16 protein-coding genes and 1 pseudogene are annotated in these 15,330 nt (G+C 66.8%); 10 read left to right on the plus strand and 7 right to left on the minus strand.

Features of this window, described 5'->3' with window-relative positions; translation table 11 throughout:
* The first annotated feature begins 19 nt into the window (after positions 1 to 19).
* Both KXD98_RS14105 and KXD98_RS14110 read left to right on the plus strand, forming a co-directional pair.
* A complete protein-coding gene (locus KXD98_RS14105; RefSeq protein WP_260759020.1) occupies positions 20 to 766 on the plus strand; it encodes an EthD domain-containing protein in 747 nt (248 codons plus the stop codon).
* Positions 763 to 1,524, plus strand: coding sequence for an enoyl-CoA hydratase/isomerase family protein (locus KXD98_RS14110; protein WP_260759021.1), 762 nt, complete (start codon positions 763 to 765; stop codon positions 1,522 to 1,524). Before KXD98_RS14105 ends, KXD98_RS14110 begins: the two co-directional genes overlap by 4 nt.
* On the opposite strand, the gene KXD98_RS14115 is transcribed toward KXD98_RS14110, so the two are convergent.
* Positions 1,514 to 1,705, minus strand: coding sequence for a bacterioferritin-associated ferredoxin (locus KXD98_RS14115; protein ID WP_260759022.1), 192 nt, complete (start codon positions 1,703 to 1,705; stop codon positions 1,514 to 1,516). The two genes, KXD98_RS14110 and KXD98_RS14115, sit on opposite strands and share 11 nt — an antisense overlap.
* 9 nt (positions 1,706 to 1,714) lie before the next feature.
* Positions 1,715 to 2,347, minus strand: a complete 633-nt coding sequence (locus KXD98_RS14120) for a fatty-acid--CoA ligase (protein ID WP_260759023.1) — start codon at positions 2,345 to 2,347, stop codon at positions 1,715 to 1,717.
* A 251-nt stretch (positions 2,348 to 2,598) separates the two neighbouring features.
* Between KXD98_RS14120 and bfr the strand changes: the two genes are divergently transcribed.
* The 4 genes from bfr (at position 2,599) to KXD98_RS14140 (ending at position 7,120) form a co-directional block, all read left to right on the plus strand.
* A complete protein-coding gene (gene bfr / locus KXD98_RS14125; protein ID WP_260759024.1) occupies positions 2,599 to 3,078 on the plus strand; it encodes a bacterioferritin in 480 nt (159 codons plus the stop codon).
* Positions 3,079 to 3,192: 114 nt separating this feature from the next.
* Positions 3,193 to 5,247: an MDR family MFS transporter gene (locus tag KXD98_RS14130; protein ID WP_260759025.1), complete on the plus strand. Its 2,055-nt coding sequence runs from the start codon at positions 3,193 to 3,195 to the stop codon at positions 5,245 to 5,247.
* Positions 5,248 to 5,268: 21 nt separating this feature from the next.
* Positions 5,269 to 5,751: a carboxymuconolactone decarboxylase family protein gene (locus tag KXD98_RS14135; protein WP_260759026.1), complete on the plus strand. Its 483-nt coding sequence runs from the start codon at positions 5,269 to 5,271 to the stop codon at positions 5,749 to 5,751.
* Between the two features lie 28 nt (positions 5,752 to 5,779).
* Positions 5,780 to 7,120, plus strand: coding sequence for a glutamine synthetase family protein (locus KXD98_RS14140; RefSeq protein WP_260759027.1), 1,341 nt, complete (start codon positions 5,780 to 5,782; stop codon positions 7,118 to 7,120).
* 37 nt (positions 7,121 to 7,157) lie between these two features.
* Here KXD98_RS14140 and KXD98_RS14145 read toward each other — a convergent pair whose 3' ends face one another.
* From KXD98_RS14145 to KXD98_RS14155, 3 genes and pseudogenes are all read right to left on the minus strand, one after another.
* Entirely contained in the window at positions 7,158 to 8,921 is a 1,764-nt protein-coding gene (locus KXD98_RS14145) for an amidohydrolase family protein (RefSeq protein ID WP_260759028.1), read from the minus strand.
* A gap of 11 nt (positions 8,922 to 8,932) precedes the next feature.
* Positions 8,933 to 9,381, minus strand: a pseudogene (locus KXD98_RS14150) (nuclear transport factor 2 family protein).
* Positions 9,371 to 11,161, minus strand: a complete 1,791-nt coding sequence (locus tag KXD98_RS14155; protein WP_260759029.1) for an amidohydrolase family protein — start codon at positions 11,159 to 11,161, stop codon at positions 9,371 to 9,373. Before KXD98_RS14155 ends, KXD98_RS14150 begins: the two are co-directional and overlap by 11 nt.
* A gap of 18 nt (positions 11,162 to 11,179) precedes the next feature.
* Between KXD98_RS14155 and KXD98_RS14160 the strand changes: the two genes are divergently transcribed.
* From KXD98_RS14160 to KXD98_RS14175, 4 genes are all read left to right on the plus strand, one after another.
* The gene (locus KXD98_RS14160; RefSeq protein WP_313901233.1) at positions 11,180 to 11,410 is read left to right on the plus strand and encodes a dienelactone hydrolase family protein; all 231 of its coding nucleotides are present in this window, start codon (positions 11,180 to 11,182) and stop codon (positions 11,408 to 11,410) included.
* Positions 11,411 to 11,490: 80 nt separating this feature from the next.
* Positions 11,491 to 12,630, plus strand: a complete 1,140-nt coding sequence (locus tag KXD98_RS14165; protein ID WP_260759030.1) for a glycosyltransferase — start codon at positions 11,491 to 11,493, stop codon at positions 12,628 to 12,630.
* Position 12,631: 1 nt separating this feature from the next.
* Entirely contained in the window at positions 12,632 to 13,027 is a 396-nt protein-coding gene (locus tag KXD98_RS14170) for a hypothetical protein (RefSeq protein WP_260759031.1), read from the plus strand.
* 81 nt (positions 13,028 to 13,108) lie between these two features.
* Entirely contained in the window at positions 13,109 to 13,591 is a 483-nt protein-coding gene (locus tag KXD98_RS14175; RefSeq protein ID WP_260759032.1) for a hypothetical protein, read from the plus strand.
* Between the two features lie 3 nt (positions 13,592 to 13,594).
* On the opposite strand, the gene KXD98_RS14180 is transcribed toward KXD98_RS14175, so the two are convergent.
* Both KXD98_RS14180 and KXD98_RS14185 read right to left on the minus strand, forming a co-directional pair.
* Positions 13,595 to 14,887 (minus strand): cytochrome P450, encoded by a 1,293-nt coding sequence (locus tag KXD98_RS14180; protein ID WP_260759033.1) that lies wholly within the window; start codon positions 14,885 to 14,887, stop codon positions 13,595 to 13,597.
* A gap of 17 nt (positions 14,888 to 14,904) precedes the next feature.
* Positions 14,905 to 15,300, minus strand: coding sequence for a hypothetical protein (locus KXD98_RS14185; protein WP_260759034.1), 396 nt, complete (start codon positions 15,298 to 15,300; stop codon positions 14,905 to 14,907).
* Positions 15,301 to 15,330: the final 30 nt, after the last annotated feature.

Genomic DNA, 15,330 nt, shown 5'->3' on the forward strand with positions numbered 1-15,330 from the left:
GGCCCGCTATGTTCCCGGGATGGAGAAAGTCATCGTCACCCTGCGTGGCGCGCTGCCCGACGAGGCGTGGTGCCGCCGGTTACGCACCGACGTGGCGCAGGAACTGGCCGACACCGGCGTACCGGGGCTGGCCGTCAACGTCCGCGACGGTGCCGTCGGTGAGTCGTTGATGACCCTGACGACTCTGGACCCTCCGGTGATCGCCGTGGTCAGCATCTGGACCCAGCAGTACTACGGGCCGCAAACACGCGCTGTCACAACCCTGTTGGGTCAGCACTGCGAACAGGTGGCCGGTTACCTGGTGACCGAGTCGGTACCACTGGCGCCCCCGCCCACCGACCCCGGACAGCGCACCCCGGGTTTTGCGAACGTGGCTCTGTTGCGCCGCCCCGCCGACATGGCCGAGGACACCTGGTTGACACGCTGGCACCAGGACCACACCCAGGTCGCGATCGACACCCAGTCGACGTTCGGTTACGTGCAGAACACCGTGGTGCGCCCGCTTACCGCCGATGCCCCGCGCGTGTCGGCGATCGTCGAGGAGCTGTTTCCGCTGACGGCGGCTACCGACCTGCACGCGTTCTTCGGCGCCGCCGACGACGACGACCTCAGCGACAGGATGGCGCGAATGCTGGCCAGCACCGCAGCCTTCGGCGCTGACCGCGACGTCGACACCGTTCCGACGAGCCGGTATGTGCTGCGTGATCCGTTCGGCGCGGCGGCTCGGGTCGACCACGCCGACCACCGCGATACGCTGCCGCGGTGACTCTGCAGATCAGTGACGACAACCGGGTCCGCACCCTGGTCCTGAACCGGCCCGAAGCCCTCAACGCGTTCAACCAGGAGCTCTACCTCGCGACTGCGACGGCACTGCGGGCTGCCGACCGGGACCCTGAGGTCGCGGTGGTATTGCTGACCGGCGCCGGGAGAGCGTTCAGCGCCGGCAACGACCTCAAGGAGATGGCCGCGGGCATCGCCGACGGGTCGCTGACCAGCGGCGGCAGCCACTTCACCACGATGATCGACGCTCTGACCGAGTTGTCCAAACCGTTGATCTGCGCGGTCAACGGCGTGGGCCTGGGTATCGGTACGACGATCCTCGGCTACGCCGATCTGGTGTTCATGGCCAGCACGGCCCGGTTGAAATGTCCGTTCACCAGCCTCGGAGTGGCGCCCGAAGCTGCGTCGTCCTACCTGCTGCCGCAGTTGATCGGGCGGCAGAACGCGGCCTGGATGCTGTTGTCCTCGGAGTGGGTCGATGCGCAGGAGGCACACCGCATGGGGGTCGCCTGGAAGATCTGCGAACCCGACGACCTGCTGCCCGAAGCACGCCGGCACGCCGACATCCTTGCGGCGCGGTCCATTCCGAGCTTGGTCGCCGTGAAGAAGGCCATCGTCGAACCGTTCCGGGCTGGTATCACCGCCGCGACCGAGTGTGAGAACGCCGCGTTTTCCGAGCTCCTCGGTGGCGCCGCGAACGCCGCGGCGCTGGCCGAGTTCACCGGCAAGCCGATCAGCGGCTGAGGTTGCCGGTTGCGCTCACCGCGTAGTGGGCTTCGATGATGGCGCGCAGGGTGCGCCGGCAGCGGCCGCAGTCACCGCCGGCGCCACACGCATCGGCGATCTCCCTGGAGGTGCGCGCACCGTTGGCCACCACCTCGCTGACCGTGTGGCTGGTGGTTCCGGTGCACAGACAGACGAACATCGGCGCTCGCTAACCCGGCTCGCCGATGCTGAGCAGCTGGGCGAACCGGCCGACGAATCGGGTGGGGTAGGCGCCCATGCCGGCGTTGGCCATCCATTCCGCGGCCGCGTCGGGGTGGTCGATCCACTGCCGCGCCTTGGTTTCGTTCTCGATCTCCTGAAGGATCAGCACCTCTCGACCGTCGTCGAGCGCGCGGTAGACCCAGATCTTGCGGACGCCGCCGCTTTTGAACCGCTCCAGGCCGTCGTGGACCTTGAGCATCAACGCCGAAACGTCGTCGACCGAGGACATTACGCCGACCACCACCCGGCCCACATGGCGTTGGGAGGCCGAACCGTCCAGGTCGATCTTCTCGACCACCTCACCGCCGAATACCGGCGGGATATCGTCGGCGCCGGCAATGTCGAACCATTTGAATATCGCCGGGGACCGCAATACGTCGCGAATCGAATTCGCATGCCGTACGCCGATCGTCATCAATACGCGGCGCGGCTCCCAAATCGATTCATACAGCACGACGTGATGGGCGCCGAATTCGTCGAGTTCGTCGCGGTGCTTCGTCAGCCATTTCCACATCCGCTCGACGTCGTCGACGCGGAAATCACAGGCAAGAATGAATGAGTGCAGATCGTACTCACCCATTGGATACCCTTACCTCACTGTGCTGGTTGACAAGTTAGCAGAGTCTATCCTTACTTAGCCTAGGCAGTCCAGAGTTGGTTCCTGATCTGCGCGCCGCGCACGCCGCGAGAGCCGACTGCGTCGCGAAAACTACCCTGCGACACCGAGAATGGCCACGACGACGAGCGCTTTTTCGACTAGATTGGAAGTGCTCGCACACAGCTCGTGTAGATAGCGCACGCGATCAGCCCACAACGCCCATAGGAGCGATCATGCAAGGCGATCCAGAGGTTCTGAAATTGCTCAATGAGCAATTGACCAGCGAACTTACGGCGATCAATCAGTATTTTCTGCATTCGAAGATGCAGGAGAACTGGGGGTTCACCGAATTGGCGGAACATACCCGGAAAGAATCATTCGAGGAAATGGTTCACGCCGAGGAGATCACCGATCGCATTCTGCTTCTCGATGGCCTGCCCAACTACCAGCGGCTGTTTTCCCTGAGGGTCGGACAGACATTGCGCGAGCAGTTCGAGGCCGATCTGGCCATCGAGTACGAAGTGGTCGGCCGACTCAAGCCGGGCATCCTGATGTGCCGCGAGAAGGGCGACGCGACCACCGCGACGCTGTTCGAGAAGATCCTCGCCGACGAAGAGTTGCACATCGACTATCTGGAGACCCAGCTGGAACTGATGGGCAAGCTCGGCGAGGAGCTCTACATGGCTCAGTGCGTGGCGACGCCCCCGAAGTAACAGCACCCTCAGCACACCCGGGGCACTGACGCCTGCCCGACAGGCGTAACTTCAATAGCTCATCTAACGATGATCGCTGTGGAGTTCACGCTCGACCGGGAGGGGCAGGTACCGATGACCGCACTCCGGGGCCACCACAGCCAGGGCGGTCCCACAGCACCCGCTGAGGTCAACGCGCACCGTCGCAAAGTCATCTTCGCCGCGGTGGCGCTCGGCATGATGCTCGCCGCCCTGGACCAGACGATCGTCGCGACGGCGCTGCCGACGGTGGTCGCCGATCTGGGTGGGGCGGGCCATCAGTCCTGGGTGGTCACCAGCTATCTGCTGGCCTCGACGATTGCCGCCGCGATCGTCGGCAAGCTCGGAGATCTCTTCGGCCGCAAACTCATCTTTGCCGTCGCGATCCTGTTCTTCCTGGTCGGTTCGGTGCTGTGCGGCATCTCCTCGTCGATGGAGATGCTGGTGGCCTCGCGGGCGCTGCAGGGCATCGGCGGCGGTGCCCTGATGGTCACCGCTGCCGCGGTCATCGGCGAGGTGATCCCGCTGCGCGATCGCGGACGATATCAGGGTGCCCTGGGCGCAGTGTTCGGCGTCACGACGGTGGCGGGCCCATTACTGGGCGGCTACTTCACCGATCACCTGAGCTGGCGCTGGGCATTCTGGATCAACATCCCGCTCGGCATCGTGGTCCTCTTCGTCGCGGTCGCCACGATCCCGGCACTGAGCCGACGCGGCAGGCCGGTCATCGACTACGCGGGCATCGTGCTCATCGGTCTGGGCGCCTCCGGACTGACGCTGGCCACCAGCTTGGGTGGCAGCACCTTCGACTGGTCGTCGCCGACGATCATCGTGCTGGGGATCGGGTCGGTGATCGCGCTGGCATTCTTCATCCGAGTCGAGCGCCGCGCCGCCGAGCCCATCCTGCCGATCCGGTTGTTCACCAGTCCGGTGTTCACGGTGTGCTGCATCCTGTCGTTCATCGTCGGATTCGCGATGCTGGGGGCCCTGACATTCTTGCCCACGTTCATGCAGTTCGTCGACGGCGTGTCGGCAACCGAGTCCGGACTGCGCACCCTGCCGATGGTCGGCGGACTGCTGCTGACATCGATGGGCAGCGGAGTGCTGGTCAGTCGTACCGGTCGCTACAAGATCTTCCCGGTCCTGGGCACCGCGGCGATGACGCTGGGCTTCGTGCTGCTCTCACGGATGGACCAGACCACCCCCGTCCTGCAGCAGAGCGCGTATCTGTTCGTCCTGGGCACCGGTATCGGAATGTGCATGCAGGTGCTGGTTCTCATCGTGCAGAGCACCGCGAAGTTCTCCGACCTCGGTGTGGCCACCTCCGGCGTGACGTTCTTCCGAACCATCGGAAGTTCTTTCGGGGCAGCCATCTTCGGCTCACTGTTCGCGACCTTTCTGTATGCCCGGATCACCCCGGCGTTGGCCGCCGGCGGCGCACCGCCCGAAGCGGCGCAGTCCCCCCAGGCGCTGCATCGTCTTCCCGACGCCGTCGCGGCACCCGTGGTGACCGCGTATGCCGATTCGCTGGGCCTGGTGTTCCTGTGCGCGGCACCGGTCGCAGCGATCGGATTCCTTGTCTCGTTGACGCTCAAGCAGGTGCCGCTGCAGGACATCGAAGCGGCCGCGGCGCTGGACATGGGGGAGGGCTTTGCGATGCCCTCGGCCGACACACCCGAGGACATCCTGGAGACCGCGGTGGCGCGACTGATCCGGCAGTCTCCCGAGATCCGGCTGCGCAGCATCGCGGGCACCTACGGGTGTGCAGCCGACGTGGCACTGCTGTGGGCGTTGATCCAGATCTACCGGCAGAGCCAGGTGTTCGGTTCGGCCCGACTGACCGAGATTGCCGAGCGGTTGCGGGTGCCGCCGGAGGTGCTGGCACCCACCTTCGATCGACTGGTCGGATGCGGTCACGCGCTGCGCACCGGAGACCAGCTCTGGTTGACCCAATCGGGTGCGCGACAGGTCGACGCAACGTCCTCGCCGTTGGTCAGCCGGATCGTCGCGAAGCTGGAGAGTTCACCGGCATTCGAGGGCCGCCCAGATCGCGCCGAGGTAGAGGCCGCGCTGGAGAAGATCGCACAGCGCCTGCTGGTGCAACGAGACTGGGAAGGGGATCCGAACGCACTCACCACGGCCGCACGGTGACACCGCGTACGATCGGAGCTCATGAGCAGAATCGGGGATTTCGCGGACGACGATGTGACCGGCTTCGCTGTGAAGTCACCGGATCTGGGCGCCGCGATGGCACAGTTCAGCAACGCCGTTTACACCAAGAACCGGCTGCCGATGCGGGTCCGGGAAGCGGCGCGAATCGTCATCGCCTACGCCAACGAGTGCGTGGTGTGCCAGAACACCCGGGATTCCGACGGTGCGGACAACGGCATCACCGAGGAGTTCTACGACTACGCGACGCAATGGCGCACCTGGCCGGGTTACAGCGACGCCGAGCGCGTCGCCATGGAGTTCGCGCACCGGTTCGCCACCGACCACACCGCATTACGTGACGACGAGGACTTCTGGCGCCGCGCCGCAGAACATTTCGACGACGAGCTGATGACCGATCTCGCTATTTCCTGTGCCATGTGGGTGGGCATGGGCCGGATGCTGCGCACCCTGGACATCGGCCAGAGCTGCAAGATCACGCTCTGAGAAGAGCCTCGGGCTGCAGAATGGCCATATGGCAGCCAAACCGCTCGCCGCCGCGGCGATCGCTCAGCTGGAAGCCGACGGCGTGGCCACCCTCATCGGCTCGGTCGTCAACCCCGCGGGTCTGATCCACGCCAAGACCGTGCCGCTGCGCAGGATGGCATCGTTCGCTGATCCCGGTCTGGGGGCCAGCCCGGTGTGGCACGTGTTCGCCGTCGACCAGACCGGCATCGTGTTCAGCGACACCACCGGTGTGATCGGCGACCAGCGCATCCGGATCGACCTCGGTGCGCTGCGCATCCTCGGGGACGGATTGGCCTGGGCCCCAGGTTCTTTTTTCGGCCAGGACGGCACCCCCGACCCGTACTGCGCCCGCGGTGCGCTGCGCCGCGTGCAGAATGCGCTGACTGCGGCGGGCATCGAGGCACTGGTCGGCCACGAGATCGAGTTCGTCCTCGTCGGTCCCGACGGCGCGCCGCTTGCCGGGCATCTGTGGGCCCAGTACGGGCTGGCCGGGGTGCTCGAATTCGAGGGGTTCGTTCGTGACGTGAGCGCCGCGGCGACCGCCTCCAGTCTGGTGATCGAGCAGTTCCACCCCGAGTACGGAGTCAACCAGTTCGAGATCTCGCTGGCCCCGCAACCGCCGGTGACCGCGGCCGATCAGGTCACGCTGCTGCGCATCATCGTCGGACGGGTCGCCCGCAAGTACGGTATGCGTGCCAGTCTGTCCCCGGTGCCCTTCGCCGGCAGCGTCGGAAACGGTGCACACCAACATTTCTCGCTGACGCGCGACGGGGTACCGCTGTTCTCTGGCGGCGACGGACCCGCCGGCATGACCGCCGAGGGCGCCTCGGCAGTCGCCGGTGTGCTGGCCGGACTGCCGGCGGCACAGGGTGTGCTGTGCGGGTCGATCCTGTCCGGGCTGCGGATGCGGCCCGGACAGTGGGCCGGCGCCTACGCATGCTGGGGAACCGAGAACCGGGAAGCCGCGGTGCGGTTTCTGCCCGCCGGCGAAGCCAACCCGTACGGCGCCCACGTCGAGGTCAAGGTCATCGACCCGTCGGCGAACCCGTATCTGGCCTCGGCGGTGATTCTTGGGCTGGCGGCAGGCGGCATCGAAACTGGTGTGGAGTTGCCCCCCGAGGTCGCCGTCGATCCGTCCGGCCTGACCGGAGGATCGGCTGTACCGGTACTCGACACCGAGCAGTCGGTCATGCTCGACGCGCTCGACCACTCGTCGAAGGTACGCACCATCCTGGGCGACCCCGTCGTCGATGCCGTCGTCGCGGTCCGCCGCTACGAGCAGCACAACTACGCCCACCTGAGCGACGACGAGCTCGCCGAGAAGTTCCGGCTGTCCTGGAGTGTGTGAGTGACCGCGCCGAGGGTTGACCCGCTGACGTCGGCGTTCAGCGCACCCCGCGCAACAACCGGCCGGGCCGGGCTCCGGTGTCGATGCCGTGCCGACGGGTCAGCACCCCACTGACCACCGTCGCGTCATAGCCCGAGGCGCCCTGGATCAGCCGCTGACCTCCAGCGGGTAGGTCGTAGACCATCCGTGGGACGTCCAGTTGCAGTGCGTCGGTGTCGATGACGTTGAGGTCGGCCTTCTTGCCCTCGGCGATGACTCCGCGGTCCGAGAGACCGAAGAGCGTCGCGGTGTCGAGGGTTTGTTTGCGAATCACGTATTCCAGAGAGAACTTCGGGCCGCGATGGCGATCACGAGCCCAGTGCGTCAGCAGGAACGTGGGATAGGAAGCATCACAGATCAACCCGCAGTGCGCACCCCCGTCGGACAGCCCCGAGACCGCCGCCGGATGGGTCATCATCTCGTAGATCGCGTCGTGGTTGCCCTCGGCATAGTTGAAGAACGGCAGCATCAGCATCGCGGTGCCGTCGCCTTCGAGCATCAGGTCATAGAGCGTCGCCAGCGGAGTCTGCCCGCGCCGCTCGGCAATCGCCGCGACCGTCTGATCGGGAGTCGGTTCGTAGTCGGGTGGGTCACCGATCGGGTAGATCCGGTCGGTGCTGTGCTGGATCAGTGCGAACAGCCCGTCGAACAACGGAATCGGCTGCGGCGGCAGGTCCTCCTCGGCCAGTATCGCCGCGCGCACAGCGGGCTCGGCCAGCCGCGCGGCCAACTCCTGGGCTCCCATCGCGGCCTTGAGTCTGCGGTAGGTCGGTCGGTGGGTGAAAGCGTGGTAGCCCGGGAACCCGAACAGCATGCCGAAAGGCCGAGCGGCGAACTGCGCGAACACCTCGATACCGTTCTCCAGCGCTTTGCCCGCACGCTCAAGCTGTGTGCGCCACAGATCCGGTGCGCCGCCGGTCTGAATCATGGTGAACGACACCGGCCGTTCAATTTCGGCGCTGAGCTTGGTCATCCAGTCCATTTCACGCATACAGGCCTCCGCGGGACTCTCGCCGGCAGTGCCCTGCGGTGACACCTCGAACACCGCGCGCCCGCCGGCCGCCATCGCGCGGCCCAGACCGAACAGTTCGGCCTCGGCGGCGTAGGTGCCGGGTACCGGTTCGCCGCTGATGGCACGGTGAGCCTCGGTACGTGAGGTGGAGAATCCGAGCGCACCGGCCTCGATCGCTTCGGTCACGATGCGCGCCATAGCGGCGATGTCATCGGAGGTGGCTTCCTCATTGCGGGCGCCACGTTCACCCATCGCATACCCGCGAACCGCGCCGTGGGCGATCTGGGTGCCGTAATCGACGGCGAGAGCCCGCTTCTCGACGGTGTCGAGGTATTCGGGAAAGCTCTCCCACTGCCAGGTGATGCCCTCGGCGAGGGCGGATCCCGGGATGTCCTCGACGCCCTCCATGAGTTCGATCAGCCACTGCTCGCTGCCCGGCCGCACCGGAGCGAATCCGACCCCACAGTTACCGCTGACCACCGTGGTCACGCCGTGCAGGCTGGACGGTTCGAGGGTGTCGTCCCAGCTGACCTGGCCGTCGTAGTGGGTATGCACGTCGACGAAGCCCGGTGCGACGATCCGATCGGTCGCGTCGATGGTCTGCAGCGCCTCGGTGGTCAGTCCGCAGTCCTCGCCGCTGCGACGGCGAACCGCCACGATGCGTCCGTCCTTGATGCCGATGTCGGCACGGAAGCGTTCGGCGCCGGTGCCGTCGACGACGGTTCCGCCGGTGATCTTCAGATCGAGCATCAGGTTTCCTCTCAGACCAGTCCGGTGGCGTCGAACACCCAGGACATGTCAGCGTTGGCGAAGTCTTCCATCCAGGTCGGCGGAGCGTGGTTGGCCAGCGCACCCATGTCCCAGTAGTCCTTCCACAACGTGATCTTGCCGTCTCGACCCGATGCACCGAGACGAAGGGCAGAAGTGCGGATTCACCGGAGGGCCAACGCCATTGCTCGCTGTGCTCATACATCACGTCGACACCGTTGGTGACCATCAGGCCGGGGAAATTCTGGTAACCGGCCAGCGGTTCGATGCCGATTTTCAGCCGTTTGACGATGTCCTCGGGTCCGCGGGCGGCGGCGGCGGGACCGACGGGCACGTCGAGGTAGATGCAGTCGGGGGACAGGAACGTCTGCAGTGCCTGCCAGTCGCGGGCCGACAGCGCAGCCCACATTCCGGTCACGGTGTCTTCGGGGTCAGCCGGCATCGGCCAACTCTCCTTCCTGCCCGCCGAGCGCGGGTGTACGTTGGCCGGCTCGCAAGAACTGGCCGGTGCGGTGGCGGCCCAATGCCGCGGTCGGTCTCCCGTCGACGAACACAGCCCGACCACCGACAAAGACCGCCGTGACGGTGCGGTCGTTGCGGTTGACCATCCGCGACAGACCTCCGTAGATGTCGACGGCGTCCTCGGCGTACCCGTCGAGTGCCGAGTCGAGCCGCTCGGGGTCGACGATGAGCAGGTCGGCGCGGTCGCCTCGGCGTAGGTGACCGGCGTCGATGCGGTACCAGTCGGCGAGTTCGCCGGTCAGGCGGTGCACCGCCTGCTCCACTGTCATGAAGGCACGACCGGCACGCTCGGCGTCGCGGACGTGCCGCAGCAGGCGCAGTCCCATGTTGTAGAAGGCCATGTTGCGCAGATGGGCGCCGGCGTCGGAGAAACCCATCTGCAGTCCCGAGTCGCGCGCCATCTTCTGCAGCACTTCTGGGCGGTGGTTGGAAATCGTTGTGCGCCAGCGCAATGCCTTGCCGTGCTCGACCACCAGGTCGAGAAACGCATCCACCGGGTGGATATCACCAAGCTCGCGACCCACCTGACCGAAGGATTTGCCGATCACCGAGGTGTCCGGGCAGTCCACGATCTCAGCATCGAAGAAATCGCGTTGCCACACCCGCACCCCGAGCTTGTTCTCGTAGTCCTTGCGGAACCTGCGGCGATAGGCCTGGTCGCGCAACATCTCGTTGCGGGCCAGCTCGTCCTGCAGGTGCAGTGCGGCCTCTCCGGCACCGAACTCCTCGAAGATGACGAAGTCGATGCCGTCGGCATACACCTCGAACGGCACCGGCAGGTGCTGCCAGCGGAAGTCGCCGCCGAGCCGGTTGATCAGGCGCGCCATCGGCCCCAGTGCGCGCCAGGCCAGCGGGTTGGTCTTCACGTCTGCGGCCGAGAGCAGGCTGGTCTTGAGGGCGCCGCGTCCACGTCCCAGCGACCGCACCAGATGCGAGAGCAGGTTGACCGGGTTCTCGATGTCGGGCGCGGACTGCAGCACCCGCCCGGAACGGCGCAGCAGCGATGTCAACCGACGCAGTTCGCCCCGGTTCGCGTAGGTCGACGGCAGCGTGCGCGACCGGTACCGTTGGCCGTCGAGCTTGTCGAAACGCAGTTGCAGCGAAGACATCCCGAGGAATCCCGCACGCAGCACGTCGATGAGCATCTGTTCCATCTGCCGCTGTTCGTCCGGGGTGGGCCCGGTCTCGGCACGCGTCGATCGATCCAGGCCCATCGTGGCCGCCCGGATGTCGGAGTGCCCGATGAAGGCTGCGACGTTGGGGCCCAGCGGTCGGGATTCCAGCGCCGCAATGTAATCCTCGCCGCCGCTCCAGTTCTTGTGGCGCTCGACGGCGGAGATCACGTGGTCACGGGGGATAGCCTCCACCCGGCCGAAGATGTCGCCGGCGGTCACCGCGTCGACATGCACGGTGGACAGCGAACAGGACCCGAGGACGACGGTGGTGACACCGTGCCGCAGGGATTCCGACAGCGCCGGACCGTCGAGGACTTCGATGTCGTAATGGGTGTGGATGTCGATCATGCCGGGGAGCACCCACTTACCGTGCGCATCGATCACTTGCGGGCAGCCGGTGGCGTCCAGGTCGTCGGCGGTGACGGCAGCGAGGTGCCCGGCGTGGATACCGAGGTTACGCACCGCCGACGGGGCGTCGGTGCCGTCGAACCAGCGGGCACCCCGGATGATCGTGTCATAGGTCACAACCTCATCGAACAGGCCGTGCAGACACGTGTCAATGGAATCGATGAACAGATTTTCGAGAATGTCTACAACGCCACCGAACCGATCGCCCGGACGGCGCTGCAGGACGTCGGGCTGGTCCACGAGATCATCGTCGAGCCCGGTGCCCACCACGCGTTCTTCAACGACACCGGCGACCGGTACGACGCGTCCGCGGCCGCGGACGCTTGGCACGGGTCGCTGGATTGGCTCTCCGGGTATATGGCCTGAGCGCCACCGGAAACCCGGTGTTCGATTGACCTTCGCCCCCACGTCGCCGGGCGCACACGCGCACCGGATATCGATGCTGCATGCGGGTCGTCCAGGTCGCCAACTTCTACGGTCCCCGTTCCGGCGGTCTGCGCACGGCGGTGGACCGCCTCGGCGCGGAGTACGGCCGCGCCGGGCACCAGGTCTTCCTCCTGGTGCCCGGTCGGACGCGGGAGCAGACCCGGCTTGACACCGGCGTCACTCGGATCACGCTGCCGGCCCGGCAGATTCCGTTCACGGGCGGGTATCGCGCGGTCTCTCCGCATCCGGTGATCGACGAGCTGCAACGGTTGGGTCCCGACGCGCTGGAAGTGTCGGACCGGCTGACGCTGCGGCGGCTCGGGCGATGGGGGCGCGACCACGGCGTGTGGACCGTCATGATCTCCCACGAGCGTCTCGATCGCCTTGTCGGACAGGTTCTTCCGGACCGGTGGGCCCAAACGGTCGCCGACGTGGCCAACCGTCGTACCGCAAATGACTACGACGCCGTCGTGTGCACGACCGGCTTCGCCCGCGAGGAGTTCGAACGCATCGGGGCCACCAATCTCTCGACGGTGCCGCTGGGCGTTGACCTTCATCAGTTCCATCCCTCCCGCTGGTCGCTGCCGGTTCGGCAGCACTGGGCGGGCGCTGGTCAGCCACTGCTGGTGCACTGCGGCCGGTTGTCGGTCGAGAAGCATCCGCACCGCAGCATCGCCACCCTGGCCGCGCTGCGCCGAGACGGCGTCGACGCCCGACTGGTGGTCGTCGGGGAGGGCCCGCTGCGCACCCGCCTGCAGCGGCAGGCCGCGGGGCTGCCGGTCGACTTCACCGGCCACATCGACTGCCGCGACACCGTGGCGAGCATCCTGGCCAGTGCCGACGTCGCGCTGGCTCCCGGACCCCATGAGACCTTCGGTCTGGCCGCGCTGGAGGCACTCGCGTGCGGGACGCCCGCGGTGGTGTCCCGATCCTCGGCGCTGGCCGAGATTCTCACTTCGGAGAGTGGTGCCACCGCAGCCGACGACGCCGGCGCGCTGGCCCGCGCCGTCACGTCGATCCTTGCCCGCCCCGAACCGCAGCGCCGCCGGTCGGCACGCCGTCGCGCCGAACAGTTCACCTGGACGCGTTCTGGGCAGGAGATGCTGGCCGTACTGACGCCATTCCCCGCGCGTCCACCCCGCGGTGGCTTACGATCCTGACATGGTGCGGACGTTCACGATGCTCGGAGCCACGGCTCTTGCGGCCTCGACGCTGAGCATCGGCACCGCCTCCGCGCAGCCGGCCTCGCCGGCCTGTGTGTACGAGCTCAGCCCGCCCCGTGTGGTCGACGTGTCCGGCACCGCCATGGTCACCGCGACGGTGAGCACCCGCGCCTGTGACGGCGCGGTCACTTTCCAGACAGTGGCCTGTCTGGTTCGCGCCGGCGACACGGGTGCGGGCACCTGCGCGCAGGGTCGCGGGATCCTGCCGGCGCAGGTCTTCGTCCCGTACCGGCCGGGAACGGCATACACCTCGACCGGTCGGGGGTGCGCGTCCAAGGGCAACCCGCCGCAGAAGTTCTGCGAGCAGAACGGCCCGCTCACCGCCACGCTGTGAGCGTTTAGCGCGACCGCGACTCGGGCATCCGTCGGATCAACGTGGCCGTCACACGAGTGGCCCGTGAGCGAAGGAGCCGACATGGACAACTCCGTCTGGATCATCGTGGCGGTCGTCGTCGCGTTGATCGTCTTGGGGCTCGTGGTCTTCCTGGCGAACAAGACCCGCCACCGTCGCCGCGCCGACGAGGCCGACCGGATTCGCCAGGAGGTCGCCGAAGACAGCCATCGCGTCGACAGGCAGGCCACCCTCGCGCAGGAGGCAGAGGCGAAAGCCCGTGCGGCGCAAGCTGAAGCGGATGCCAAGGCCGCCGAGGCCGCTCGCCTCGCCGACACCGCGGCCAGCCGCCGCGACACGCTCAACAGCGCGCGGGAGCACATCGACTCGCGCTTGAGCGAAGCTGACAAACTCGACCCTCGGGTCGGTCGGGACGCCGGGACCGGTGCCCGGACGGGTCAACCGGGCACCGGGTCTTCCCCCACCCGGCCCGACCAGCCCGACCAGGCGGGGCGGCACACCGATCCCGGTGCCGAGACCATGCGACCCGACGTCTCGAACCGCTGAGACTCAGCGCCGAGGCGTCCAGATCACGGGCAGGTGCTTGATTCCGTGGATGAACGCCGAATGCAGACGGTCCGGCTCGGCGACCGCCCTCAGGTCCGGCACCCGACGGTGCAGTTCCTCGAACGCCACCGTGATCTCGCGGCGGGCCAGGTTGGCACCGAGGCAGAAGTGCGCGCCTCCACCGCCGAAACCGACATGCGGATTGGGGTTGCGCCGGACATCGAAGGTCCACGGATCGATGAATCGGGTCTCGTCACGGTTGGCTGAGCCGTACCAGAGTGTGAGCTTGTCACCCTCGGCGATACGCACGCCGCCGATCTGGACGTCGCGGGTGGCGGTGCGACGCATGTAGGCGACCGGGGAGGCCCACCGGACGATCTCCTCGACCGCCGTCGGAGCCATCGTCGGGTAGTCGGCCCACCAGATGTCGCGCTGCTCGGGATAGCGGCTCAGCGCGAGTACGCCGTGGCTGATCGCGTTGCGCGTGGTTTCGTTGCCGGCGACGACCAGCAGGATGAAGAACGACGCCACCTCGGCCGAGGTGAGCCGCTCACCGTCGAGTTCGGCCTGGACCAGGGCGGTGGTCAGGTCCTCGGTCGGATGGGTACGCCTCGCGTCGGCCAGTTCGGAGGCGTAGGCACCGATGGCCATCGCGACCGAGAAGAACTCGTCGAAGTCCGTGGCAATGTCGGGATCACCGAACCCGAGGATGACGTTGGTCCAGTGGAAGATCTGCTGGTGGTCGGCCTCGGGAATACCCATCATGTCGCAGATGATCTGCAGTGGCAGGGGACCGGCCAGCGCCGTGACGATGTCGGCCTGCCCGTCGGGGTGCTCGTCGATCATCGCCTCCACCAACCGCGCGGCGCGGTCACGCACCGAATCCTCGATCAGGGCCAGCACGCGCGGGGTGAAGGCGCTGCGCACGATGTTGCGCAGCCGAGTGTGGCGCGGGTCGTCCATCGCGATCATGGAGCCGAAATACTCTGCCAGTTCAGGTGTTTGGTCACCGACCGTAATGCCCAGCGCCGAACTGAACAACTCGGGGTGGCGACTGACGTAGTGCACGTCGTCGTAGCGGGTCAGCGCCCAGTGCCCGGCCACCTCGGCGTCGGTGTCGATCACGAACGCCTCGTGAAAGGAGACCGGGGCCTCGCGGCGCAACGTCGCGAACGCGCCGTCGCGGATATCGTCGTCGAGCCCCCAGAAGTCCCACGAGCTCAGGTCGATGTCCACCAGCGGAATCTCTGGTGGCGCAGTGCCGTTGATCCGCGCGACGAGGGTACCGGTGTCCATACGGACCCAGCGTAGCCTCAGGGCCGAGACTCGTGACCTTTTCTGCCGGCAGTGCGCCGGTCCTCTTTCATCCGGGACTCGTGGAGGTGGCGGGCGCCGCCGACCAACTCCTCGCGCACACGGCGCTCGTGATCTCGGTACACGTTCCAGTAGGTGTCGTCGAACTCCTCCACGATCTGGAACGTCCAGCGCCCCTCGAGCACGTTGCGACCTACCAGATCCGTTTTCAGCCGTTCGGCCACCTCGTCGTTTCCGCTGTCGCGCAAGGCTTCACACGCGTCACCAACCAGGAGGTCGGCACGCCCCATCAGTTGGTGGAAGGCGTACAGATGCCCGCGGGCCCGCTCGAGGTACTCCAGACCCTCGGTCAGCTTGCCGACGGCGTCGACGACTTCATCGCTCGGCTCGGTCACCGAGGCTAGATACCCACCCGGACCGCCCCG

It is taken from the genome of Mycobacterium sp. SMC-4 (assembly GCF_025263265.1).
In the GTDB taxonomy this organism is placed as follows: domain Bacteria; phylum Actinomycetota; class Actinomycetes; order Mycobacteriales; family Mycobacteriaceae; genus Mycobacterium.